At 69.3% G+C, this 24,494-nt stretch carries 22 protein-coding genes and 1 tRNA gene; 14 read left to right on the top strand and 9 right to left on the bottom strand.

Annotated elements, in window-relative coordinates:
• The first annotated feature begins 4 nt into the window (after positions 1-4).
• From ACH34S_RS32095 to ACH34S_RS32075, 5 genes are all read left to right on the top strand, one after another.
• A complete protein-coding gene (locus tag ACH34S_RS32095; RefSeq protein WP_395956589.1) occupies positions 5-1,654 on the top strand; it encodes a N,N-dimethylformamidase beta subunit family domain-containing protein in 1,650 nt (549 codons plus the stop codon).
• Entirely contained in the window at positions 1,651-2,010 is a 360-nt protein-coding gene (locus tag ACH34S_RS32090; protein WP_395956588.1) for a cupin domain-containing protein, read from the top strand. Before ACH34S_RS32095 ends, ACH34S_RS32090 begins: the two co-directional genes overlap by 4 nt.
• Positions 2,011-2,073: 63 nt before the next feature.
• Complete coding sequence (locus ACH34S_RS32085; RefSeq protein WP_395956587.1) at positions 2,074-3,552, top strand: PucR family transcriptional regulator; 1,479 nt, start codon at positions 2,074-2,076, stop codon at positions 3,550-3,552.
• A 184-nt stretch (positions 3,553-3,736) separates the two neighbouring features.
• Positions 3,737-5,200 (top strand): APC family permease, encoded by a 1,464-nt coding sequence (locus ACH34S_RS32080; protein WP_395956586.1) that lies wholly within the window; start codon positions 3,737-3,739, stop codon positions 5,198-5,200.
• On the top strand, positions 5,197-7,746 hold the full coding sequence (locus ACH34S_RS32075) for a CehA/McbA family metallohydrolase (RefSeq protein WP_395956585.1): 2,550 nt from the start codon (positions 5,197-5,199) through the stop codon (positions 7,744-7,746). The genes ACH34S_RS32080 and ACH34S_RS32075 overlap by 4 nt, the downstream gene beginning before the upstream one ends.
• Here ACH34S_RS32075 and ACH34S_RS32070 read toward each other — a convergent pair.
• Both ACH34S_RS32070 and ACH34S_RS32065 read right to left on the bottom strand, forming a co-directional pair.
• Complete coding sequence (locus ACH34S_RS32070) at positions 7,719-8,534, bottom strand: SAM-dependent methyltransferase (protein ID WP_395956584.1); 816 nt, start codon at positions 8,532-8,534, stop codon at positions 7,719-7,721. The two genes, ACH34S_RS32075 and ACH34S_RS32070, sit on opposite strands and share 28 nt — an antisense overlap.
• Positions 8,535-8,688: 154 nt before the next feature.
• Positions 8,689-9,594 carry a helix-turn-helix domain-containing protein gene (locus ACH34S_RS32065; protein WP_395956583.1) on the bottom strand — a complete coding sequence of 302 codons (906 nt, stop codon included), beginning with the start codon at positions 9,592-9,594 and terminating at the stop codon, positions 8,689-8,691.
• A 377-nt stretch (positions 9,595-9,971) separates the two neighbouring features.
• Here ACH34S_RS32065 and ACH34S_RS32060 point away from each other — a divergent pair, with 377 nt between their 5' ends.
• Positions 9,972-10,961 carry a TIGR01777 family oxidoreductase gene (locus ACH34S_RS32060; protein ID WP_395956582.1) on the top strand — a complete coding sequence of 330 codons (990 nt, stop codon included), beginning with the start codon at positions 9,972-9,974 and terminating at the stop codon, positions 10,959-10,961.
• Here ACH34S_RS32060 and ACH34S_RS32055 read toward each other — a convergent pair.
• Positions 10,925-12,628 carry an ABC transporter ATP-binding protein gene (locus ACH34S_RS32055; RefSeq protein WP_395956581.1) on the bottom strand — a complete coding sequence of 568 codons (1,704 nt, stop codon included), beginning with the start codon at positions 12,626-12,628 and terminating at the stop codon, positions 10,925-10,927. The two genes, ACH34S_RS32060 and ACH34S_RS32055, sit on opposite strands and share 37 nt — an antisense overlap.
• Positions 12,628-14,391, bottom strand: a complete 1,764-nt coding sequence (locus tag ACH34S_RS32050; RefSeq protein WP_395956580.1) for an ABC transporter ATP-binding protein — start codon at positions 14,389-14,391, stop codon at positions 12,628-12,630. The genes ACH34S_RS32055 and ACH34S_RS32050 overlap by 1 nt, the downstream gene beginning before the upstream one ends.
• Before the next feature lie 57 nt (positions 14,392-14,448).
• Between ACH34S_RS32050 and ACH34S_RS32045 the strand changes: the two genes are divergently transcribed.
• Positions 14,449-15,159 carry a TetR/AcrR family transcriptional regulator gene (locus ACH34S_RS32045; protein ID WP_395956579.1) on the top strand — a complete coding sequence of 237 codons (711 nt, stop codon included), beginning with the start codon at positions 14,449-14,451 and terminating at the stop codon, positions 15,157-15,159.
• Here the strand turns inward: ACH34S_RS32045 and ACH34S_RS32040 are convergent.
• Complete coding sequence (locus tag ACH34S_RS32040) at positions 15,156-15,551, bottom strand: nuclear transport factor 2 family protein (protein ID WP_395956578.1); 396 nt, start codon at positions 15,549-15,551, stop codon at positions 15,156-15,158. The genes ACH34S_RS32045 and ACH34S_RS32040 overlap by 4 nt on opposite strands.
• An 80-nt stretch (positions 15,552-15,631) precedes the next feature.
• Here ACH34S_RS32040 and ACH34S_RS32035 point away from each other — a divergent pair, with 80 nt between their 5' ends.
• Positions 15,632-16,420 (top strand): helix-turn-helix domain-containing protein, encoded by a 789-nt coding sequence (locus ACH34S_RS32035; RefSeq protein ID WP_395956577.1) that lies wholly within the window; start codon positions 15,632-15,634, stop codon positions 16,418-16,420.
• On the opposite strand, the gene ACH34S_RS32030 is transcribed toward ACH34S_RS32035, so the two are convergent.
• Positions 16,421-17,170, bottom strand: a complete 750-nt coding sequence (locus ACH34S_RS32030) for a hypothetical protein (RefSeq protein WP_395956576.1) — start codon at positions 17,168-17,170, stop codon at positions 16,421-16,423.
• 36 nt (positions 17,171-17,206) lie between these two features.
• Positions 17,207-17,530, bottom strand: coding sequence for a hypothetical protein (locus ACH34S_RS32025; protein ID WP_395956640.1), 324 nt, complete (start codon positions 17,528-17,530; stop codon positions 17,207-17,209).
• A 229-nt stretch (positions 17,531-17,759) separates the two neighbouring features.
• Between ACH34S_RS32025 and ACH34S_RS32020 the strand changes: the two genes are divergently transcribed.
• Together ACH34S_RS32020 and ACH34S_RS32015 are read left to right on the top strand one after the other, a co-directional pair.
• Complete coding sequence (locus ACH34S_RS32020) at positions 17,760-18,065, top strand: hypothetical protein (protein WP_395956575.1); 306 nt, start codon at positions 17,760-17,762, stop codon at positions 18,063-18,065.
• Positions 18,066-18,104: 39 nt separating this feature from the next.
• A complete protein-coding gene (locus tag ACH34S_RS32015) occupies positions 18,105-18,887 on the top strand; it encodes a Clp protease N-terminal domain-containing protein (protein ID WP_395956574.1) in 783 nt (260 codons plus the stop codon).
• 960 nt (positions 18,888-19,847) lie between these two features.
• Here ACH34S_RS32015 and ACH34S_RS32010 read toward each other — a convergent pair.
• On the bottom strand, positions 19,848-20,195 hold the full coding sequence (locus tag ACH34S_RS32010; RefSeq protein ID WP_395956573.1) for a hypothetical protein: 348 nt from the start codon (positions 20,193-20,195) through the stop codon (positions 19,848-19,850).
• Positions 20,196-20,306: 111 nt separating this feature from the next.
• Positions 20,307-20,380, bottom strand: a tRNA-Gly gene (locus tag ACH34S_RS32005).
• 79 nt (positions 20,381-20,459) lie between these two features.
• Between ACH34S_RS32005 and dcd the strand changes: the two genes are divergently transcribed.
• The 4 genes from dcd to ACH34S_RS31985 all read left to right on the top strand — a co-directional run bounded on the left by dcd (position 20,460) and on the right by ACH34S_RS31985 (position 24,465).
• Positions 20,460-21,035: a dCTP deaminase gene (dcd, locus tag ACH34S_RS32000; protein ID WP_395956572.1), complete on the top strand. Its 576-nt coding sequence runs from the start codon at positions 20,460-20,462 to the stop codon at positions 21,033-21,035.
• Between the two features lie 174 nt (positions 21,036-21,209).
• Entirely contained in the window at positions 21,210-22,460 is a 1,251-nt protein-coding gene (locus ACH34S_RS31995; RefSeq protein WP_395956571.1) for a glycine betaine/L-proline ABC transporter ATP-binding protein, read from the top strand.
• The gene (locus tag ACH34S_RS31990; RefSeq protein ID WP_395956570.1) at positions 22,444-23,430 is read left to right on the top strand and encodes an ABC transporter permease; all 987 of its coding nucleotides are present in this window, start codon (positions 22,444-22,446) and stop codon (positions 23,428-23,430) included. Before ACH34S_RS31995 ends, ACH34S_RS31990 begins: the two co-directional genes overlap by 17 nt.
• Before the next feature lie 147 nt (positions 23,431-23,577).
• Complete coding sequence (locus ACH34S_RS31985) at positions 23,578-24,465, top strand: glycine betaine ABC transporter substrate-binding protein (RefSeq protein ID WP_395956569.1); 888 nt, start codon at positions 23,578-23,580, stop codon at positions 24,463-24,465.
• Positions 24,466-24,494: the final 29 nt, after the last annotated feature.

Below are 24,494 nucleotides of genomic sequence, written 5' to 3'. Positions count from 1 at the left end.
CCAGATGGAAGGCAGCGCGCGGACAGAAGCCGACGTGCACACCGCCAAGCCCGCGTTCGCGTGGTCGCCGCGCGGGTGGCCGTCGGAGACGGCGTACGCGGATCCGGACGCCGAAGAGGTGTGGTGCTACACCGGCCGGTTCTCCTACTTTCCCGGCGAGACGGTCGCCTTCCATCTGAGCGCGAGCGTCCCGTCGTTCACGATGGAGATCACCCGCGACGGGCTGAACCCGGAGGTCGTGTGGCGGCAGGACGGCCTCACGGCCGGACGGTTCGAGGCGCCCGCGGACGCCTACGCGCAGGGCTGCGGCTGGCCCGCCGGGCTCAGGCTGGAGATTCCGGACGGCTGGCGTCCCGGGTTCTACGTCGTGACCGTCCGGGCGGTGCGCAGCGACGGCGAGCTGTGGGAACGCGAGCACTTCTTCGTGGTGAAGGCCGCTCCGGGACGGCGTCCGAAGGCGGCGCTCGTCCTCGCCACGGGCACGATGCTGGCGTACAACGACTGGGGCGGCGCCAACCACTACCGGGGGCTCGGCGACGATCCGCGCGAGGACGCCGGGAGCCCGCTGTCGTCCACGCAGCGGCCGATCGCGCGCGGGATGATCCGCAAGCCGGAGGGGGCGCCGCGCGAGGCGAACCACCTCACGCTGCCGATCGGCGGCGTGCCGCGCTACGCGTCCTACGAATGGGCGCGGCTGAACGGCTACAGCCGCCACCACGGCGACGCGTTCTGGGCGTCGTACGAGCGGCTGTTCGTGCTGTGGGCGGAGCGGAACGGCTACGAGCTCGACTACCTCACCCAGCATGACCTGCATGTGGACGAGTCCGTCCTCGACGGCTACCGCTGCGTGATCGTGGTGGGGCACGACGAGTACTGGAGCTGGGAGATGCGCGACGCCGTCGACCGTTTCGTGGACGGCGGCGGAGGCTTCGCCAGGTTCGGCGGCAACTATCAGTGGCAGGTCCGGCTGAGCGACGACCTGACGACGCAGTACTGCTACCGGCTGCCGTCCCTCGACCCCGACACCGCGCGGTCGCCGCGCACGGCGACGACGATGTGGGAGGCCAAGTCGGTGGGACGGCCGGGCGCCGCGACCGTCGGGCTGAACGGGCTCGGCGGCGTCTACACCCGGTACGGGGTCGCGACGCCGCGCTCGTCGGGCGGGTTCGTCGTCTACCGCCCGCACCACTGGGCGTTCGAGGGGACCGACCTGTACTACGGCGACCAGCTCGGCGCGGCCCCGACCTTCCTGGCGGCGTTCGAGGTCGACTCGGTCGAGTACACCTTCCGCAGGGGCCTGCCGTACCCGACGTTCGAGGACGGCGCGCCCGAGACCCTGGAGATCCTCGCGATGACCCCGGCGGTCCGGGGCGAGGAGGACCGGTTCGGCGGGCGGTGGCCCATCGGCGGTCCCGAGGAGGAGGTGTACGCCTACAACCGGGAGCTGGGCGACGATCTCCCCGATTATGTTCATGAAGGCGAAATGCGCGGCGCCGGGATGATCGCGGCGTTCACGCGCGGGCGCGGAGAGGTGTTCAACGGCGGTTCGACGGAATGGCCGTACGCGCTCCATGTGGGGGATCGGTTCGTCGACCGGATCGTCCGCAACGTCCTCGACCGATTCCTCACGGGCCCCGCTAGGGACGAGCCATGAAAATCACCGATATCGTCCGGCTGTCGCCGGAGACCGGCGTCGCCACGGTGCCGCCCATCGAGGACTACGAGGTCCTCTCGGCCGAGTGGAAAGAGACCGAATACCTCGCCTACGGCGGCCCTGCCAGGGACTACTCGGGCGGATACTGGACGGGCGAGCCGGGTGCCGTGCGCATCGACCCGTGGCCGTACGACGAGATCTGCGTGATCCTGAACGGCCGCGTCGCCGTCGTCGACCTCGACGGCGGCCGCGCGGAATTCGGTGCCGGTGACGCCTTCTTCATCCCGCAGGGATTCGCGGGGGACTGGGTGACGGTCGAGCCCACGAGTAAGATTTTCGTCGCCGTGCGCCGATAAGCGCTGTGCGCCGGTGAACCCGCTGTTACTTTGCCATAACCGTCCCACCATTACGGTTGCCCCGTGGTTCCCCTTCGGCTTTTCGTGGACCGGCTGCCGCTGCGGCCGCTGGGTGCCACCGATCCGGCCGGCCGGTGGGTGCGCTGGGTCCACGTGAGCGAGCTGGCCGACCCGTCGCCGTTCCTGCGCGGCGGGGAGTTGCTGCTGCTCGCCGGCACCGGGTTCCGTCCGGCCGAGAGCGACGAGTACGTGCGGCGGCTCGCCGCGGCGGGGGTCGTGGCGCTCGGGTTCGGGGTGACGCCGGTCTTCGACGCCGTCCCGCCGGAACTCGTCGCCGCCTGCGACGTCCACGGCATGGCGCTCCTGGAGGTGCCGCCGCATGTGCCGTTCGCGTCGATCGTCGAGCTGCTGCACGCCGAGCTGGTCCGTGCCGAGACCCGTGACCTGAAGCACCTGTCCGACGGCCAGGCCGTGCTGATCAAGGCGGCCGCCGGGCCCGGACCGCTGCGCGCCGTCGTGGAGCGGCTGGCCGAGCTGCTCGGCGGCTGGGTCCTCGTCATGGACCGCAACCGGGACCGGGCCTGGTCCGCCGGGCGGGTCCGGCGCGACGCGGAGGTGACCGCGGCGCTGGAGCGGGCCTGCGCGAGCCCGTCGCCGATGAGCGCGGCGCTCGTCGCCGCAGACGGCGAGCACGTCGAGATCCAGCGGCTCCTCGGGCCCGCGCCGACCGGGTACGCGATGGCCGTCGCGCGGCGCGGCCCGTTCAGCGTCGCCGACCGGGGCGTGGTCGGCGTCGCGGCGTCGGCGCTGTCGCTGCTGTTCACCGCGCCGTCGGCGGCGGGCTCGCCGGAGGCGCTCGGCGCCGCCGCCGTGGCCGGGCTGCTGCGGCTCCCGACGCTCCCCCGCGCGCTCGCCGGGCCGCTCGACCTCGCCGAGGACGCGCCGTGGCGGGTCGTCCGCGGCCTGCTCACCGAGCCGCCCGGCTCCCGCGAGACGATCGCGCAGCGGCTGTCGGCGGTGCTCGGCACCCCGTTCGTGGAGCAGGACGGCGGCTCCTTCGCCGCGATCGTCCCCGGCGACGAACCGGTCGATGACCTGTGCCGTCTCCTGGACGACGCCGGTCACCTCGCCGGGATCAGCCGCCCGCACCCCGCCGACGACCTCGATCCGGCGTGGGGCGAGGCCGGTGCCGCGCTCGACGCGGCGCGCATCGGCGGCGGCTGCGTGGTCGCGGGCGCCGAACCGCACGGCGTGATGGCGCTCCTCGACTCCGCGCAGGCCGCCCGGTACGCCGAACGGCTCCTCGGCCCGCTGGACGCCGCCGCCGCGTCCGGCTCGGCCGGGGAGCTGCTCGGCACGCTGCGGAGCTGGCTGGCGCACCACGGCAACTGGGACCGGACGGCCACCGACCTCGGCGTGCACCGCAACACCGTCCGGCACCGGCTGCGGCAGGTCTCCCGGCTGCTCGACCTCGACCTGAACGACCCCGACACGCGCATGGAGCTGTGGTTCGCGCTCCGCTGGCGCACCCGGGCCCGGTGAGGGGCCTGTCCAGGGGTGATGCGTACAACAGAGGCGCCTCGGTGGGGCTGATCGTCCACTTCTGCGGCCCGGAACGGCTGCATAGCGTGACCGCATCGGGCCCAGAGAGCCCGGGGAACTCCGGAGGCGGATGACCATGTCGACAACCTCACCAGGCTCATCAGGCTCACCAGGCGGCGACCGCGTGGCACCGGGCGCGGGTCCCGGCCGGCTGGCCGCGAACGCGATGGACACCAAGGACCTCGTCTTCACGGTCCTCGCCGCGCTGGCGCCGCTGACCCTGATCGTCGCCGTGGCGCCGCTGCACTTCCTGAAGGGCGGCGCGGCCGTCCCGGGCGGCTACCTCGTGGCGGGCGTCGTGATGGCGCTGTTCGCGTCCGGGTTCATGACGATGAGCAAGTACGTCCGCAACGCCGGGGCGTTCTACGCGACGATCACCCGCGGGCTCGGCCGCCCGCTCGGCGCGGGCGCGGCGACGCTGGCGCTGCTCGCCTACAACGCGCTGCAGATCAGCACCTACGGGGCGCTCGGCCTCTACGCCGCCGGGACGTTCGAGAAGTACACCGACCTGGACGTGCCGTGGTGGGTGTTCGCGCTCGTCGGGGTGGCGCTGGTCGCGTGGCTCGGCTTCCTCGGGATCCACACCAGCGCCAAGGTCCTCGCCGTGCTCCTCATCCTCGAGGTCGCGGTGCTCGTGGTGATGGCGCTGTACGTCCTCGCGAAGGGCGGGTCGGGCGACACGACGTACACCTCATTCTCCCCCGGGACGGTTTTCAACACCTCCAACGCGGCGATGTTCGGGCTGGTGTTCGGCGCGTTCATGGGGTTCGAGTCCACCGCGATCTTCAGCGAGGAGGCGCGCGGCGGCGTCCGGACGGTGCGGCGCGCGACCTACATCGCGGTCGCGTTCATCGCGATCTTCTACGCGTTCATCACCTGGACGATCGTCCAGGCGATCGGCGCGGGCGGCATCGGCGCGGCGGCCGAGCAGAACACCGAGACCCTCGTCACCGGGGTGTTCGACCGGTACACGCCGGAGAGCATCGTCGCCGTGATGGAGATCCTGCTGCTGACCAGCGCGTTCGCGGCGCTGCTCGCGCTGCACAACGCGGCGAACCGGTACCTGTTCGCGCTCGGCCGGGAGCGGCTGATGCCCACCCCCTTCGGCCGCACCCACCCGCGCACCCGCTCCCCGTACCTGGCGGGCGTCGCGCAGACGGTGCTGGCGACGGTCGTCGTCGCCGCCTGGGCCGTGTTCGACCTCGACCCCTACCTCGGGCTCCTGCTGTGGGGCAGCTCGATCGGCTTCCTCGGGATCATCACGCTGTGGGCGCTGTGCTGCCTCGCCGTGATCGTCTACCTCCGCCGGAACAGGGTCCCGGACGGGCTGTGGCGCACCCTGATCGCCCCCGGCCTGGCCCTCGTCCTGCTCTGCGTGGTCATCGTCCTGGTGGTGTCCAACATCTCGCTGCTGACCGGCGCGGGCACCGTGACCAACGCGATCCTGCTGGGCTCGTGCGTGATCGCCTTCGCCGTGGGTATCGCCTCGGCCATGTCGCTGCGCTCCCGCGACCCCGGCCAGTACGCGGTGCTCGCGGAGAAGATCTACGAGCCGGAGAGCACCACCACCCCGGCCGCGCACCCATGACCAGTCCCCATTTCTGGGACCGCGGGTACCGGGCCCTGGACCTGACGGCATCGTGGAACGCTCCGCTCACCCTGCTGGACGACGTCGACGCGTCGTTCACCGGCGAGCGGAGCCTCTACGGCCTGCCGTTCCGGTTCGGCGACGACATCGACGGCCCGTCCCTCGTGCGCGTGACCGGCGAAACCGAGATCCGTGTCGATGACGACTGCAACTGGATCCTGTTCGCCCACGCCCTGGAGGAGCCGGACCTGTTCGAGGGGGCGCCAGTCGGTTCGGCGGCGGCCCGGTACACCGTCCGGTACGCGGACGGCGGCGCGGAGACGGTACCCGTCCGGCGGCGGTTCGAGATCGGGCCGACGCCGCGGCTGTGGAGCGGCCGTCCGATCCCGCTCGACTGGGGCCAGACCCCGTTCCTCGCGCTGCCCGACGCGCAGCATCGGCTGATGCACCGCACCTGCGGCCGGTTCGACGCGGCGGGCGCACGGTTCGTGGACATCGACGACCCGCAGGCCCGCTCCCCCTACGTCCTGCCGTACCGGTTCTACCTGTGGCCGTGGCACAACCCGCACCCGGACCGCCGGGTCGCCGCGATCGAGATCGCCTCCGCCGGGCCCGCGGTGCTGATCGGCGCCGTCACGCTGAGCCGCCTGGCCGAGGACCCGTTCGGCCGGACGGTCTCCCGCGACCTGATCTTCACGCTCGCGGACGGCGCCGGCCCGGTCGGCGAGGACGTCACGGTGGGCGAGGACTTCGCGGTGACCGTCGACCGCGGAACCGCCACCTACGTCTACCGGACGGTCGACGACGGCAGCATGTCCAGCCCGCCCGGCTGGGGCGGCGCGACGAGCCCGCGCACGGGCTACGTCAAGGTGGCGGCGACACCGTCCGCGATCGTGTCCCTCAGCGTCGGCGGCACCGAGACGTCCACCTTTACCTGGGGCGCTCTCCTCGGCGCGGGCCGGATCGTCACCGCCGACGGCACCGAATGGCGCCTCCCCGAAGCCGGACAGGCCTGGATCAGGGGCACCGTCGTGGACGACGCGACCGGCGAGCCCCTCCCCTGCCGCCTGCATTTCCACACCCCGGACGGCGTCCCGCTCGCGCCCTACGGGCACCACACGCACATCAACTCCGACGGCAACACCTGGAACCTCGACATCGGCGGCGACGTCCGGCTCGGCCAGCGGACCTACGCCTACGTCGACGGCGAGTTCGAGGGCTGGCTCCCCCACGGCCCGGTCATCGTGGAGGCCGCGCGGGGCTTCGACTACGTGCCGCTGCGCGAGGAACTGACGATCGAACCCGGGCAGCGGACGCTCGAACTGCGCCTCAGGCGCTTCCACGACCCGGAGGCGGACGGGTACGTCGCGGGCGACACCCACGTCCATTTCGTGTCCACGCACGGCGCCGAGCTGGAGGCGCGCGGCGAGGGCGTGCGCGTGACGAACCTGCTGATGAGCCAGTGGGGCCACCTCTACACCAACACCGAGGACTTCACCGGCCACCCGCACACGTCCGCCGACGGGACGACGCACGTGTTCGCCGGCCAGGAGAACCGGACCGCGATGCTCGGGCACATCAACCTGCTCGGCCTGCGGACGCCCGTCCGCCCGTGGTGCACCGGCGGCGCCGAGGAGTCCGATCTCGGCGGCGGCCTGGAGACGACCCTGGCCCGCTGGGCGGACGAGTGCCACGCCCAGGGCGGGACGGTCGTCCTCGCGCACTTCCCCGTCCCGAACGGCGAGGCCGCGGCCCTGATCGCCACCGGCCGGCTGGACGGCGTCGAGATGATCGCCTACGACGACTACAACATCGAGCAGTACTACCGGTATCTCAACGCCGGATACCGCCTGACGCTGGTCGGCGGCACGGACAAGATGACCAGCGAGGTCCCGATCGGCCTCGTCCGCACCTACGCCCGCGTCCCCGATCCGCAGGCCATGGACTACTGGGACTGGTGCGCCGCCGTCCGGTCCGGCGACACGGTCGTGACGAGCGGCCCGCACCTGCGCCTGTCGGTCAACGGCGAAGCGCCGGGCGCCGTGCTCACCGGAGCCCCGTCCGTGCGCGGCACGGCGGAGTTCCACTCGATCTTCCCGGTCGGCCGGCTGGAGATCGTCGTCAACGGCTCCGTGGCCGAGTCACGGCGCTGGGACTCGGCGACCCAGAACGGTTCCGTCGAATTCGACCTCGCCGTGGACGAGCCGTCCTGGATCGCCGCCCGCTGCTACGGGCCGGGGGAGGGCGTGGCCCGGCACAAGGACGTCTGGGAACGTCCGATCATGGCGCACACGTCGCCGGTGTACGTCGCGCCCGGCGACGCCTACGAGCGTACGGACGAGGCCGTCCTCACCGAGATGTTGCAGCTCATCGACGGTGTCGAGGAGCACGTCCGGACGCGCGCGAGAACCGCCTGGCCCGGCCCGGTCGACCACCGCCACGGCTCCCCCGACCACGACCGCTTCCTCCTCGAACCCCTAGCCGAGGCTCGGCAGACGATCCGCGAACGCCTAAGGGGTCAGGGCTTTCGGCCCACGGCGCAGTAGAAGTCCATGGCGCGGTCGGCGTAGAGGGTGCCGGGGTCGGGACGCCACTGGGGCAGCGGCACCAGGCCCGGCTCCAGCAGTTCCAGGTGCTCGAAGAACCGCTTGAGACCGTCGGCGCTGCGCATGATGATCGGGGTGGCGCCGCTGGCGTTCCATCTCCGGGCGACCTCGTCCATCGCCTCGGTGTTGGCCTCGTTGCTGGGGCAGGCGATCGCCAGGTGCGAGCCGGACGGGAACGGCTCCAGCACCCGGTTCACGATCGTGTACGCCTCGTCGGTGACGCTGAATTCCAGAATGCCGAGCAGCGTGACCAGCACCGGCTTGGTGAAGTCGAGCGTGCGGGCGGCCTCGCTCAGGATCGTGTCGGGGTCGTGCAGGTTGGCGTCGATGAAGTCGGTGGCGCCCTCGGACGAGCTGTTCAGCAGCGCCCGCGCGTGCGCGAGCACGACGGGATCGTTGTCGACGTACACGACCCGGCTCTCGGGGGCGAGGCGCTGCGCGACCTGGTGGGTGTTGTCCCTGGTCGGGATGCCCGTGCCGATGTCGAGGAACTGCCGCACGCCCTCGCCGATCACATGGCGGACGACGCGGCCGAGGAACTCGCGGTCGGCGCGCGCCCACAGCACGACCTCGGGGATCGTCTCCTCCAGCTGGTCGCCCACCTCGATGTCGGCGGGGTAGTGGTCCTTCCCGCCGAGCCAGTAGTCCCACACCCGTGCCGGGTGCGCGACGCTGGTGTCGATCTGGATCTCCGGCTCCTGGCCGGGCGCGTACGCATCACCGGTCACGGCTTCGCCTCCCACGAGGTTGCGGCGGTTCGGGGTCCACGTTTCCATGGCATGCCGGGGCGGGCTCGTTCATTCTGGCCGGACGGTCGGAAATCTGCAATCAGATCGTCCGGCACGAAAAATTGCGACGGGGCACGGGCGTTCACCGGGACGCTTATCGCATTCCGTCGAGCAGAGCCGTCAGCAGGTCGGCGGTGGCGGCGGGCGGGGACGCGTTGACCGACAGCCGGTCGAGGTGCCGCTTGTAGACGGACAGGTCGGCGGCCTTGTCCAGGTAGAGCGCGCTGGTGAGCTGCTCCATGTACACGACGTCCGGCAGGCTCGGCTCGGCGAACCGCAGCAGCGTGAACGGGCCCGACATCGCCGCCATCGCGCTGCGCGCCGGGGGCACGATCTGGAGGGTGACGTCGTGCATGCGGACCGCGTCGAGCAGCGCGACGAGCTGGGCGCGCATCACGTCCCGGTCGACGATGGGACGGCGCAGTGCGGCCTCGTCCACCAGCACCCACAGCAGCGGAGGCTCGGCGCGGCGGAGGATCCGCTGGCGCCGCATCAGCACGTTGACCCGTCGTTCGAGTTCGGTCGCGGACGCCATCGGGTGGCCGAGCTCGAGCGCGGCGCGGGCGTACTCCTCGGTCTGCAGCAGCTCGGGGACGAACCGCGTCTCGTGGACGCGCAGCGCGGACGCCGCCTCCTCCAGCCCGATGTAGACCTCGAACCAGGGCGGCAGGATGTCGCTGTAGCTCTGCCACCAGCCGGGCCGGTTGGCCCCCTCGGCGAGTTCGAGGAGGGGCTCGCGCTCCTCCTGCGCGATCACGCCGTACAGGGTGAGCAGGTCGGCGACGTCGCGCTTCTTGAACCCGACGCGCCCGAGCTCCAGCCGGCTGATCTTGGACGCGGACGCGCGGATGGCCTCACCGGCGTCCTTGGGCGAGATGCCCCTGCTCTCGCGCAGCCGCCGGAGCTGCCCGCCGAGCAGGATGCGCAGCACCGTGGGCCCGCTCTGTCCGGGCACGCGGCGAATCGGCTCCGGGTCGCCGTCCGGTCGAAGTGCTTTCACTTCCACTCCCGCGCGCCACTCAACGGCACGTCTCGATTGCATACTGTGATGTCGACACTAGTACTGATGAGCCGTGAGATAAGCGTCTTCGCGTTCGGTGAATGCGCCGAAGCTCGGGGCGTCGCCGGGGAGTCTGGGAGCCGGGTTTCGAGCTCGGCGGGGGTTCGGGCAGGCGGGTTCGGGCAAGGCGGTGGCCGGGCCGCACGGGGGCCACGGCCCGGCCAGATGCTTCTCATCATGCGCTTTTCCGCGCGTTCTGACCAGATGGCCAGGTCATTCTTCCTCCGACAAATTTCAAATGGTGACGGCCGGGGTGCGGTTGTGAGCGTGCTCTCGTTGTTTGAACACGTTCAACAATCTGGGTTAGGCTCGTCCCGATGAAGACAGTGATTCCCGGTGGCACCGGGCAAGTGGGCACGATCCTCGACCGGGCCCTGACCGCCGCGGGCCATGACGTCGTGGTCCTGACGAGGACGCCGCGGCGCGACCGCGAGCTCCATTGGGACGGCGAGACGCTCGGCCCCTGGGCGGACGCGATCGACGGCAGCGACCTGGTGATCAACCTGGCCGGACGCAGCGTCAGCTGCCGCTACACCCCGGACAATCTGCAGGCCATGATGGATTCGCGCGTGAATTCCGCCCGGGTCGTGGGCGAGGCGATCGCGTCCGCCGCGCGCCCGCCCCGGGTGTGGCTGCAGATGAGCACCGCCACCATTTACGCGCACCGTTTCGACGCCCCCAACGACGAGGCGACCGGCGTGATCGGCGGCGCCGAACCCGGCGTCCCGCGCTACTGGGCCTACAGCGTCGAGATCGCCAAAGCCTGGGAACGGGAGCAGGAGCGGGCCGAGACGCCCGCCACGCGCAAGGTCGCGCTGCGCAGCGCCATGGTGATGAGCCCCGATCGCGGCGGCGTCTTCGACGTGCTGCTGTGGCTCGCGCGGCTCGGGCTCGGCGGCCCGGTCGCGGGCGGCGCGCAGTACGTGTCCTGGATCCACGACCGCGACTTCATCCGCGCGATCGAGTTCCTGGCCGAGCGGGACGACATCGCCGGCCCGGTGAACCTCGCGGCTCCCGGCCCGCTGCCGCAGCGCGCGTTCATGCGCGCGCTGCGCGCCGCATGGGGTGTCCCCGTGGGCCTGCCCGCGACGGCCTGGATGGCGGAGATCGGGGCGCTCGCCATCCGTTCCGACACCGAACTCCTGCTGAAGAGCCGCCGCGTCGTCCCAGGCCGCCTGCTCGACGCCGGATTCACCTTCGACCATCCGCATTGGCCGGAGGCCGCCGCCGACCTGGCCCGCCGGGTGCGCGCTAGCCGCACCTCTTCCATTCAAGGGGTCAGGGAGATGTTCCAGAAGTCGGCGTAACGGCCGCTGCGGCGAATCAGCTCGTCGTGGTCGCCCTTTTCGACGATCCGCCCGCCGTCCAGGAAGACGATGTGGTCGGCGCGTTGAACGGTGCGCATCCGGTGGGCCACCATGACCACCGTCCGGCCCGCCATGAGACGTTCGATGCCCTCGTGGACGGCCGCCTCGTTCACCGGGTCGAGCGCCGAGGTGACCTCGTCCAGCAGCACAATGGGCGCGTCCTTGAGCAGCGCCCGCGCGATCGAGACGCGCTGGCGCTCGCCGCCCGACAGCAGCGCGCCGCCCTCGCCGACGCTCGCCGCCCATCCGCCGGGCAGCCGCTCGATGACCTCGTCCAGCCGCGCCGCGGTCGCCGCCGCCCGCACCTCGGCGTCACTCGCGCCGGGACGGCCGAGACGCACGTTCTCCTCGATGGTGCCGTCGAAGAGATAGACGTCCTGGAACACGATGGATATCTGGCTCATGAGCGTCTCGGTGTCGATGGCGCGAACGTCCACGCCTCCGATGCGTACCGCGCCCGCGTCGACGTCGTAGAACCGGGCCAGCAATTGCAGCAAGGTGCTTTTGCCCGCGCCGGACGGCCCGACGACGGCCAGCCGCGAGCCCGCCGGAATGGACAGCGACACGTCATCGAACACGGTGCGGTCGCCGTGCCGGAAGGTGACGGAGTCGAATTCCAGGTCGTGCCGTTCCGGGCGGATCGGTTCGCGGGGTTCGGGGAGCGGTTCGGTGCTCAGCACCGCGTCCAGCCTGGCCAGCTCGGCGCGGGCGCCACGGAGCTTGCCGCCGATGTCCGACAGCGACAGCAGCGGGTCGGCGCAGCGGGCGGCCAGCACCAGGATGGTCAGCACCTCCGCCGCGCCGATGTCGCCGCCGAGCGCGAGGTAGGCGCCCAGGGCCAGCAGGACGGTGAACATCGCCTGCACCGTGAGCGTCAGGCCCACCACGCCGGGCACCGCCGAAAGGGCGGTACGGCGGGACGCGCGCTGCAGGTCGCGGAGCGAGTCGTCCAGCAGCCGGAAGCGTTCGGTGGTGCGGCCTCCGGCGCGCAGCACCGGCTGGGCCTGGAGGAACTCGATGACCCGTCCGGTGGCCTCGTGGTCGCGTTCGGCGCGCTCGGCGTCGGCGGCGGCCATGGAGCGTCCCGTCCAGCGCTGGATGGCCGCGACGACCGGGACGGCGGCCAGCGCCGCCAGCCCCATCTGCCAGTTGAAGGCGAGCATCACCAGGACGATCGTCAGCGGCGTGACGCACGCGGAGATGTAGGGCGCCAGCAGGTGGGCGATCACGGCCATCGCGTCCAGCACACCCCGGCTGGCCAGGACGGACACCTGCCCGACCCGACCCGCGCCGTACCAGCCGATCGGCAGCCGGGCCAGATGGTCGCCGAGCCGGTGGTACATGCCGCGCAGCAGCGTCGTCCCAACACGGAAACCGGACAGGTCGCTGGCGTAGCGCAGCACCGCGTAGACGGCGACCGCCGTTCCGAAGGCGATCAGCCACGGCCAGGCGTCCTCGGGCGTGTCCCCGAACAGAGCTCTCAGCACTGGGACCAGCAGCGCGTACGACAACCCCTCCACCACGGCGGTCGCCGTCATCAGGGCCACGGTGCGGCGCACCGGCCCGGCGTACTCGTGGCCCAGGACGCGGAGCAGCATGGGAATCATCAGGACACGTCTCCTTGCAGAACCTTGGCCTCGTCGCCGGAGCGGCGCCAGAACGCGGCGAACTCGCCGTCCTGTGCGAGCAGTTCGGACGGCGTGCCGCGCTCGACGATCCGGCCGTCCCGGAGCATCACGACCGTGTCGGCGTCGGCGATCGTTTCCAGGCGATGGGCGATGACCAGGACCGTCCGGTGGCGGACGCCGTCGCCGTCCAGCGTCGCCAGGGCCCGCCGCACCGCCTGCTCGGTCTGCGGGTCGGCGAACGCGGTCGCCTCGTCCAGGATCAGGACGGGCGCGTCCGCGAGCAGCGCGCGGGCGATCGAGATCCGCTGCGCCTCACCGCCCGACAGCCCGGCCTCGTCGCCGATCACCGTGTCGTAGCCGCGCGGCAGCTCCAGGATCCGGTCATGGACGTTCGCCAGCCGCGCGGCGCGGACCACGTCGTCGTGACCGGCGTCCGGCACGGCCAGCGCGATGTTGTCCGCGACGGACGCGCGCAGGAGGCGGACGTCCTGGAAGACGAACGAGACCGTCCGGTAGAGGTCCCGGGCGGCGATCTCGCGCAGGTCGGCGCCGCCCAGCACGACCGAGCCGTGGGCCGGGTCGAAGAACCGCGGCAGGAGCTGGACCAGCGTCGACTTCCCGCTCCCCGACGGCCCGACGATCGCGGTCGTCGTCCCCGGTTCGAGGACGAGATCGATCCCGCGCAGCACCTCCTGGCCTTCGTCGTAGCCGAACCGGACATCACGCAACTCCACCCGGTGTCCTTGGGGTTCGACCGGATTCGCGGGCTCTGGCAGGGGCTCGACTGCGAGCACGTCCCGGATGCGGCCAACGGCGCGACGGGCGGCCTGCATCTCGTCGAAGCCGTGGCCGAGGGCGGCCACCGGAGCGGTCAGGCCGAGCCCCAGCAGGAGGAAGGGCAGCAGATCGGCCGGGGCCAGGCCGCCGCTCGTGACCAGCGCCGCGCCGCCGATCAGCACCACCAGCAGTACGAACGGCGGCGACAGCGCCAGCTGCATCCCGGCGGCGATCGGGGACAGGCCGCGCACCCACCGGTAGAACGTCGCGACGAACTCGTCCACCGCCGTGCGGAAGCGTCGATGCGCGCGCCCCGACCCGCCGAACGCCTTGACCACCGCGATGCCCTGGACGAACTCCACGGCCGAGCTGGAGATCCGTCCCATGGCCGCGTCGAACTCCTTCTGCTCGCGCATCCGGGCCGGCGTCATCATCAGCGGGACGAGCGCCACCGCCAGCACCACCGGTATCAGCGTGATGAGCGTGAGCCGCCAGTCGACGGTGAACAGGTAGACCAGCGACACCAGCGGCACGACGAACGCGGCGACCAGCTCGCCCGGGGTGTGGGCGATGAACGGGTGGACGGCGGCCACGTCCTCCCCGACGACCTTCGCCAGCTCACCCGTCCGGCGCCGGGAGAACCAGCCGATGGGAACGCGCCCGAGGCTCGTCGCCAGCCGGCGCCGGAAGGTGAGCTGCACCTGGCCGTCCAGGACATGCCCGATGCCGGACGACGCGGCCGTGAACAGCAGCCGGACGAACAGGCCGGCGGCGCCCGCGATGACGACCGTCCAGACATGCCCATCGTCGATCGGGCCGGGATCCAGCAGCGTGCGCCCGAGCTCGACGACCGCGAGCAGCGGCGCCAGCCCGGCGACGGCCCCGATCACCTGGAGGACCACCACGGCCGCGAAGCTCCATGCATGGGGACGCAGCGCCCCCGCCATGCTCGACTTTCGGAACATGTTCCTAAAGTACAGCACGAAACCCGGAGGCCGAAGCCCCCCGGGCATGATGGGACGGTGCCAGCACAGAAACGCCCACGGCCGCCCGCCGCGTCATCCGGCGGCCCCGCCCCGACCGGCCGGACCGGGAGACCGCCGGCGACGTCCCGCGCCCAGATCCTGGCCGCCGCCCGCCGGCTCATCGACCGCGACGGCTGGGAGGCCCTGACCATCCGCCGCCTCGCCGCCGAGACCGGCGTCGGGGCGACCACCCTGTACCACCACGTCCGGGACAAGGACGACCTGATCGTCCAGCTCGTCAACGAGCACGTCGACCAGGTCGCGCGCCCCGACCTGCCCGCCGACCCGCGAGACCGGATCATCGTCGCGTGGACGACGATCCACGGCGCCCTGGCCAACTGGCCCTGGGGCGCGGAAGTCCTCACGGCCGACGGTTTCCTCGCCCGCCTGGGCGATTCGGCGCTGTGGTTCGTCGAGACCATCGTCGGCGGCGCGGTCGATCACGGATGTACACGCCTGCAGGCCGTCGACCTTTTCCGCAGCATCTGGTATTACACCGTGGGCGAAATCCTGGTCCGCGCGCATACCGTGCGGGCCGGGACCGTCGGCAGCGAATTCAGCCTCCGCACTCTGGATCCGTCCCGATACCCGCACCTGGCCGCCATAGGCGACGAATGGCCGTCACGCGCTTCCCTCGACCTCTACCCCCGGGTCCTCCAAATCATGGTCGACGGCCTGCTGAACGAGGCCCGGGCGAACCGGGCCTAATTCATCGTGGGCTCAGCGGTTGCCCACCACCTCAGATTGGCGGCCGCCTGAGCCACCGGCTCGATGACCTCCCACGCCTCGGCGATCAGCCCACCGTCGAACCGCCAGGTATCGACGATCACGACCTCCGGCCCTCCACCGGGAAGCCGGCGCCGCGTGCGCAGCACCACGTAATCGCCGTCCGCCAGTATCTGAAGGACATCGACCTGCATGTCGGCAATATGGCCCCACGCCGCGCGCACCCTGCCAAGCCATTCCTCCTTGGCGGTTGACGAATCCGGCCGGTGATGGACGAATTCGTCGCTCAGCACCGTCCCGAGCGCATCGACGTCGCCCGTCCGGAGCAAGTCCGCCATCGCCTTTTGCACGATGCTCTTGTTCTCTTCGCTCATGACTGCAGTCTTTCCGCCAACACAACGCGTGTCGATGAACTCCCACTTCATGGCGTCCCCCGCCAAGATGAGTAACCTGGATGCTCGTGCACACAGTCGGGGAGTTGCTGCGGCAATGGCGCCACCATCGGCGCCTCAGCCAGCTGGACCTAGCGATCGCCGCCGATGTCTCGGCCCGCCACGTCAGCCTGGTCGAGACCGGCAAGTCCAACCCGAGCGCCGACATGGTCCTCCGCCTCGCCGACCAGCTCGACGTCCCGTTGCGTGATCGCAACCGCCTCCTGCTGGCCGCCGGCTTCGCCCCGCGCTACCCCGAACGTCCGCTGGAGGACGGCGCGCTCTCAGCCGCCAGGGACGCGATCGCAAGGGTGCTCCACGCCCACGAGCCCTTCCCGGCGCTGGTCTTCGACCGCCACTGGAACATCGTGATGACCAACCGTGCCCTGGACCCGTTCCTCGCAGGCGTCGCCCCTGACCTCCTGGAACCCCCCGTGAACCTCATCCGCCTGGGCCTGGACCCGCGCGGGCTGGCTCCCCTGGTCGTCAACCTGGCCGACGTCCGCACGCTGTTCCGCTCCCGCGTCACCCGCCAGCTGGCCACCGCCCCCGACCCCGAACTCACCGCCCTCTACGAGGACCTGCTGGGCCCGACCCCCGAGGACGCCCCGAACCGCCCCGCCGAATCCGACGTCCTGATCCCAATGATCATCCGCTTCCAGGGCCGGGAGCTGCGGCTCTTCTCGACCATCACCACCTTCGGCACCCCGATGGACATCACCCTGGACGAGGTGGCGATCGAGTCCTACTACCCGGCCGACACCGAAACCGCCACCTACTTCACCAGCCTGCATTTCGACGACCCCGCATAACTAGGAGCCGCGACCAAAAGCAGCAGCAACCCGTTCGGCAACCGAGAACCCCGCCCCACACTGCGAACAGCCAGCCGACCCGAACAAATACAACAACTGGCGACCAACAACATAAAACTCGTCCCGGACAGCGAAGCGATAAAGCAGGCCCGGCGCTCCACCAAGCTCGCCAGGATCACCCGGCCGCAAAGGCGCACTAATAACATCATCCTTAATGGCATAATCCTGATGAGTGGCAAAGTACTCAGGATCACTCAGCACAAGGAACAGATCAACCCCACAAGAAGGACAACTGACCTCATACTCCTCAGAGGCCAGGTTCTCCAGATGCGAATCCCAAACATCGACCCCTTCAAAGGCCATCAACGCCTGAAGCAGGTAAACATAGTTACCGGAGTCCTCTGAGCCCGCCTGCGCCCGAAGCGAGTCATCGATCAAACCCCGCAGCACCGAGATCTGCGCCGAATACCGTTCCCGGACGTCGAACACCTGGTGGTACTGCTCCTCGGACCCCAAGATCGCGCCCACCAGCAGCAACGCTTCCACTCTCTCCTCGGGCCCCCAGCGGCCCGCGAGATCACTCAGATACGGCAGAGCCGCCAGGCTGGCCGGAAACACAGCGCCCTGCGGGCACAACCGCGCCCACAGCCGCTCCCACAGATCCGAAGCGCCCGGAGTGAGCCGCTCAAGGAGACGAGGGATCGAATCAGCCGAACCTTCCGCATCCTGCAACCCACTCCAGTCCGTCACACGCAGATCAAACCACCGCCACTCCCGCCCCGTCGATCAGTCCAGCCGGGCGCAGCCGGTCCGCTGAGGCCGTGCGAGAAATCGTCGCACCCGATCGACATCAGACTCTGCAACGGCGACCACACTCGCCAGCTCCAACACCTCACCAACAACAAGCTCCGCCCGGACGGCGCCCGCCCGCTGACCTTTGGAAAGTAACATCTCCACACCAACGATCAGCGACGCATGCCAGCCCTCGAACAACGCGGTGCGCCGGTCACCACCATCACCGGCGAAGGCCGGCATCCGCCTCTTCCCCACATGGTCGGCGAACGCTTCCAGCCAAGTGAAGAACGCGACGCCGCGGCCCGATTCACGCAGCAGGGCGTCACCACGCTCACAAAGCGCGCGGCGGGCAGCACCAACGATGCGAATACGAGCAGGCAGGTGATGTCACCAGAGGGTTGTCGGACCACGCCCCAATACTGTCCATGTCCGCCCGACGGCACATGAGCCCCACCTACTAAGTCCCGCCGAGTACGCCTACCTACAAGCTCAACCCGGACCTGAGAAGGGCGCCGGGAAGGCCCGCCTGTGCGACCATCTCCGGGTGATCAGAGCGACAATAGATGTGGACGCCGATCCAGCGCCATTGCTGATGCTGCAGGCCGAAACGTGGGAAGTACATATCTGGGCATCGCTAGCGGACTTGTCCCGGCTGAGCGGTATCCGGGAAGCCATCTGGGAAGAGCGACGGTCCCTGCAAGTGGGCATCTGTGCAGGCTCGCCGGTCTTCTGGTCGGTCGCCGGAGGCGAGCAGGCAACGATGCTGATCGGCCAAGATGACGAGACGTGGGACGCCGCGCTGATGATCCCGCTCACGACCATAGATGAGATCGTCGCCCTAACTCACTAATCCCTGGGAGTTTCGTTGGACTTGGGAGATCGTGTCGGCATGAGCGATGAAGAAATCAGCCCGTACACACCTGCCGCACGTCACGTCGTGGAGTCCGCACCCACACATGCCGCCGCCCTAGGCCACGGTGTTGCGGACACAGGGCATCTGCTGGTCAGCTTGGTCGCTGGCAATGGGCGGGGCATGGCCAGGGTGATCCTGCGCGAAATGCTCGTCCAACCTGTGATGATTCAGCGTGCGATCGAGCAGCGACTGGGGCTCGGCCACCAGCCGGCCGCAGGGGAGGTGCCGCTGTCTGAGGCGGCGCGCAGGGCACTGAACCTTGCCCTACAGGAGAACCCCACTGCGGGGCCCAGCAGGATCGGGACGGATCACGTGCTGCTGGGCCTGTTGGCGGAGGGCGGACTCGCCGCCGAGGTGCTCGCGGCCCAGGGAGTCAGCGCCGAACGCGTCCGAACTGCGCGAACGCAGGCCAGATCCCGAACATGCTACGGATGCCTCGAAAATGCCGGAGGTGAAATGCTCACAAGCACCCCTCCGGCGACACTCCCCGCCGAGTTGACTGCGATCACGACACAACTTGCCGCAGTGCGACGCGCCAAAGCGAACGCCATCGACGCCCAGGATTACGAGCAGGCCTCCGGCATCAGGGAGGAGGAGAAGGCCCTACTGCCACGTGCTCTAGGCGACCTCGACGAGCAAACGGCCAAGTCCCACCTCGCCACCACCCTCAACTTGATCATGCACCTCCAAGCGGAGGTGGACAAGCTCGTCGGCCTCCTCCATCATCACCACGGAGCCGACATGGGACAATCGACATAAACGACCTCAGGGCGCTCTCGGCACTGTGGGAACGGCAATGGCCGACTCCGCCAGGGACGTCCAGATGCACTCCGCATGTCAGGACCGATGGATTCGCTTTCACACCCTCCCGAAGTCCAAGCGATACCCCGAGACCGATGCCGAATACGCGATCGCACAACTCTATGTGATCACGCACGAGTGGAACGGGCATCCTGAACCGGTCGTACGCATGAGCCGACTCCAAGAAGCCGACCCGGACGCCCAGACTAGGGCAGCCGCGTCCACGACGATGAATTCCCCGATGACGTTCTCTACGCACACCGATACATCAGTCGCCGTCCGCGCGGAGACGTTTTCACGTCCGACACCGTAACCAGAAACGCACTGAAAGCAGCACACCCCAACTGGCTCCCCGCCCACCCCAGCACCCTGTAAGAGCTCTTATTACTGTCACCGACGATAATGACCCTCATCCGAACTGGTGGTAACCGGACATGGATACTCCCAAGCTCACCTCTGAAGAGGTCGACTTCCTACTCCTTGACCTGTGCGTTCGTCTCGGGTTTTGTCTCGACCCGACAGACCAGGCCGCCCTTCGCGCTTCACCACCAACGACCGTGGACTCGTTCGCAGAGGCCGTCTTCCAAGCCGAGGGCGTAGACCCATCAAACCATCGCGGCCTGTGGCGTCAGGTACAGGAGATGGTGGCCCGTGCTTTCAAGAGGGCCAGCGCCCGTCCTTCGCGGCCTTGATCAGGGACGCGGCGTGACCAGGGAAATCGCTGACCTGCCCTTGCATACCTCCAACCCCGCCTACGACCGTTCACACCCGTGATCGTCCGCCACAACGGGCACGCTCCTGACTAGGTTCTCAGCAGGGTGGAGTGACCAAGAAGACAAGCAGCCACCCCCTAATCAGCGAACGGGCGGCTCCGCCCACCAAGACCGGGGTCGTCCGTTCCGCATTGGTTGCACGCCGTCAGCGTGGGCTGGGATCGGCATCGTCGGGGATCATGAGGAAGACATAAGGACGCGCATGCCATATATGCAAGATCACCGCGTCAAGCTCCGCACCAACTGGGTAGTCATCGCGTCCGTTCACTGGTGACCAGCCTGCGATATCAAGACCGTCTATGGACGCGCCCAAGCCCTCATGCCCAAGGATCTCCACAAGGAAGCCCCAGACCTGATGGCTGCGTATGCGTACCCTCACGCGCTGGTCCTTCTCAAGACCCGCTGTGGCATCGGCATCTCCCATAAGCCGATTCTCGCCGTCGTGAACCGTCGAAAGAGCGAGGTCTCCCGATAGAGGATCGACTACCTCCACCGGTCACCGACCTGGGCGGGGCGGCGGACGCATCACCGCGCGTCCATGGCCGAGTCAACGCGCGTAACCGGCAAGACCGCCTCAGTAGGCCACTGCTCGGGCCTTTGGGTTTGGAGCGGGTGACGGGAATCGAACCCGCGCTGTCAGCTTGGGAAGCTGAAGTTCTGCCATTGAACTACACCCGCGTGTGGCGCTCGTGGGCGCCATGCTGTGGATACTGTACCGGAAGTCGGGTGGGGCGTGGTCTTGGGATAGCGTTTCGGGGTGCTGCTCAGCGATCGTGACATCAGGGCCGAGCTCGAGTCCGGGCGGGTGAAGATCGACCCGTACGAGCCGGGGATGGTCCAGCCGTCCAGTGTGGATGTGAGGCTGGACCGGTACTTCCGGGTGTTCGAGAACCACAAGTACCCGCACATCGATCCGGCGGTCGAGCAGCCGGATCTGACGCGGATGGTGGTGGTGGACGCCGAGGAGGCGTTCGTGCTGCATCCCGGGGAGTTCGTGCTGGCCTCGACGTACGAGGTGTTCGGGTTGCCCGATGATCTCGCGGCGAGGCTGGAGGGGAAGTCCAGTTTGGGCAGGCTGGGGCTGCTGACGCACTCTACGGCGGGGTGGATCGACCCTGGGTTCTCCGGGCATGTGACGCTGGAGCTGTCGAACGTGGCGACGCTGCCGATCAAGCTGTGGCCGGGGATGAAGATCGGGCAGATGTGCCTGTTCAGGACGAGTTCGCCGGCGGAGTACCCGTACGGGTCCGCGCGGTACGGGTCGCGGTATCAGGATCAGCGGGGGCCGACGCCGTCGCGGTCGTACCTGAACTTCCACCGGACGAAGGTGTAGTTCGATCGTGACCTGAACGTGATGAGGCACCCCAAAAGATGAAACATGTTCTTCAAACGGGTAGTTTCGGGCGACGCATGGGATGCATGTCCGGTTGACAGCCGCATTGGCTGAGGTCGGACACACCAGGACGACCCGTTTCCGCGCGGCGCCGCGGGAACCCGGAAGGAGATCGTGTCAGTACTCCGCGCAGAAAGCGTCACCAAGCTCTTCGGCCGTAAGTCGGCCGAGGCACAGCGGAAACTCAAGGCGGGCGCAGAGCCGGCGGCGGTCCGGGAGCTCGGGGTCACACCGGCGGTGGTGGACGCCACGTTCGAGGTCCGGCAGGGCGAGATATTCGTGGTCATGGGCCTGTCGGGGTCGGGCAAATCGACCCTGATCCGGACGCTGAACGGGCTGCTGGAGGTCACGTCCGGACGCGTCGAGATCGACGGTCAGGACATCGCGAAGCTGTCTCCGAAGGCGCTGCGGGCGCTTCGGCAGAACAAGGTCAGCATGGTCTTCCAGCACTTCGCGCTGTTCCCGCATCGGACGGTTCTCGCGAACGCGGCGTACGGGCTCGAGGTGCGCGGCGTGCCGAAGGAAATGCGCGAGAAGACGGCGCGCGAGTTCCTCGGGCTGGTGGGTCTGGAGGGCTGGGAGAACATGCGTCCCGGCGAGTTGTCGGGCGGTATGAAGCAGCGGGTCGGGCTCGCGCGGGCGCTCGCGTCGGGGACAGACATCATTTTGATGGACGAGGCGTTCAGCGCCCTGGACCCGCTGATCCGCAGGGAAGTCCAGGATCTGCTGCTGGATCTGCAGGCGCGGTTCGGCAAGACGATCGTCTTCATCACGCACGATCTGAACGAGGCCATGCGCATCGGTGACCGCATCGCGGTGATGCGGGAGGGCCGGATCGTCCAGATCGGCACGGCCGAGGAGATCCTGACCGATCCGGCCAATGACTATGTGGCGCAGTTCGTCGCGGATGTGGACCGTACCAAAGTGTTGACGGCGTCCTCGGTGATGGAGAAGCCGCTGGTCACGGTGCTGGCGACGACGGGGCCGCGGACGGCGCTGCGGACGATGCGCGAGCACCAGACCTCGGCGGCGTTCGTGATCGGGCGCGATCGGCGGCTGGTCGGGCGGGTGCGCGCCACGGTGATCGCGGACGCGGTCCAGGACAACGTGCAGAGCCTGGACGGGCTGATCGACCCGGAGGACCCGGAGCCCGTCGCGCCGGACACGCCGGTGGCGGATCTGTTCCTCCGGTGCGCGGAGAGCGATCTTCCGGTGCCCGTCGCGGACGCGGACGGGACGCTCGTCGGCGTGATCCCGCGGGTGACGCTGCTGGCGGCGCTCGGCGCGATCAATTCGACCGTGGAGCCCGTCGTCGAGGACCCGCAGCCGGCGCTGATGAAGGAGGGCAGTGGCGTTGACGAGTAACGCGGTGAAGCTGCCCCGGGTGCCGGTCGGCGAATGGTTCGACAGCCTGGTGACCTGGTGCACCGACAACCTCTCGTGGCTGTTCGACGGGATCGGGTCGGCGATCGAGTCGTCCGTCGACGGGCTGACGGACGCGCTGAACCTGCTGCCGCCGCTGGGGCTGACGCTGGTCCTGGCCGTGCTGGCGCTGGCGATCAGCGGCTGGAAGCTCGGCGTGTTCACGATCCTGGGCTTCCTGCTGATCGACAGCATGGAGCTGTGGGAGCCGGCCATGGACTCGCTGGCCCTGGTGATCGTGTCGGCGTTGGTGTCGACGGTGCTGGCGGTGCCGATCGGGATCGCGGCGGCGCGCAGTGACATGGTGAGCCGGATCGTCCGGCCCGTCCTGGACTTCATGCAGACGATGCCGGCGTTCGTCTACCTGATCCCGGCGATCTTCTTCTTCAGCATCGGCTCGGTGCCCGGCGTGGTCGCGACGGTGATCTTCGCGATGCCGCCGGGGGTGCGGCTGACGGAGCTCGGCATCCGCGGCGTCGACCCGGAGATGGTCGAGGCGGGCGAGGCGTTCGGCACGCCGCCGAACCGGATCCTGACCCGGATCCAGATCCCGCTGGCGATGCCGTCCATCATGGCCGGGATCAACCAGCTGATCATGCTGTCGCTGTCGATGGTCGTCATCGCGGGCATGGTCGGCGCGGGCGGGCTCGGCGGCGAGGTGCTGGAGGGCATCAACCGGGTGGACGTCGCGAAGGGCTTCGAGGGCGGGATCGCGGTGGTCGTGCTGGCCATCTACCTGGACCGTCTCACCGGCGCCTTGAGCGGGGGCCCCGGCATGCTGCGGGCGCTGTTCGCGCGCGGCAGGGCCGCCACCGGTCGCGGCGCGGCCGGTCGCGGCGCGCCGGTGATGGCCGGAACCGCCGGTCAGATCGATACGGCGGGATCGGCGGCCGATTCCTCAGCCGGTTCCTAGCTCCCGGGCGGCCTCGCTCCCCGTGGCCGCGCGCCTCCTGACGCGGCCCGCGTCCGTCCCGCAGGACGCGGCGCAGGACCCGCAGGACGGCCGGCCGAGGAGCCCGCTCCCCCTGATCTCCCATCGGCAAGCAACGAAAGGACGGGAATGCGCTTCAAACTCAAGGGCCTGACGGTCGCGGCGATGACGCTGACACTGGGGTTGAGCGCCGCCGCGTGCGGCGACGACTCCGGCTCCGGCGGCGAGAAGGACAAGAACATCACCATCGGCATGGTCTCCGGCTGGGCCGAAGGCGAGGCTGCCACCGCGCTCTGGAAGAAGCTCCTGACCGACAAGGGCTACACCGTCGAGGTCAAGAACCTCGACACGGGGCCGCTCTACGCGGGCATGTCCAAGGGGGACGTCGACCTGTTCGTCGACAGCTGGCTGCCCGGCACCCACGAGGACTACTGGAAGCAGTACGGCGACAAGCTGGAGAAGATCAGCGCCTGGTACGACTCGGCGCCGCTGACGATCGCGGTGCCGAATTACTCGCCGCTGCAGACGCTGGACGACCTCAAGGGCAAGGGCGGCCAGTACGGCGGCAAGATCGTCGGCATCGAGAAGAGCTCCGGCCTGTACCGGGTGTCGCAGGAGGAGATGCTCCCCGCGTACGGGCTGAAGGACGAGTACAAGGTCACGACGTCCTCGACGGCGGCCATGCTCACCGAGCTGAAGAAGGCCATCGACGCGAAGAAGGACATCGTCGTCACGCTGTGGAGGCCCCACTGGGCGTACACGAAGTTCCCCATCCGCGACCTGAAGGACCCGAAGGGCGCCATGGGCAAGCCGGACGGGATCTACACGGTCGCCCGTAAGGACTTCAGCAAGGACCAGCCGGACGTCACCGCCTGGCTGAAGAAGTTCCGGATGGACGACAAGCAGCTCGGCTCCCTCGAAGACCTGATGGAGAACAAGTACAAGGGCAAGCCCGACGAGGCCGTGAACGAGTGGCTGCAGAGCAACCCCGCGTTCGCGAAGTCCATGACGGGCTGACGAATGTCGTTGAGGCAGAGGGCCGTCCG

This window comes from Actinomadura sp. 3N508, assembly GCF_044326375.1.
Lineage (GTDB): Bacteria > Actinomycetota > Actinomycetes > Streptosporangiales > Streptosporangiaceae > Spirillospora.
This window is presented reverse-complemented; position numbering and strand designations above follow the sequence as displayed.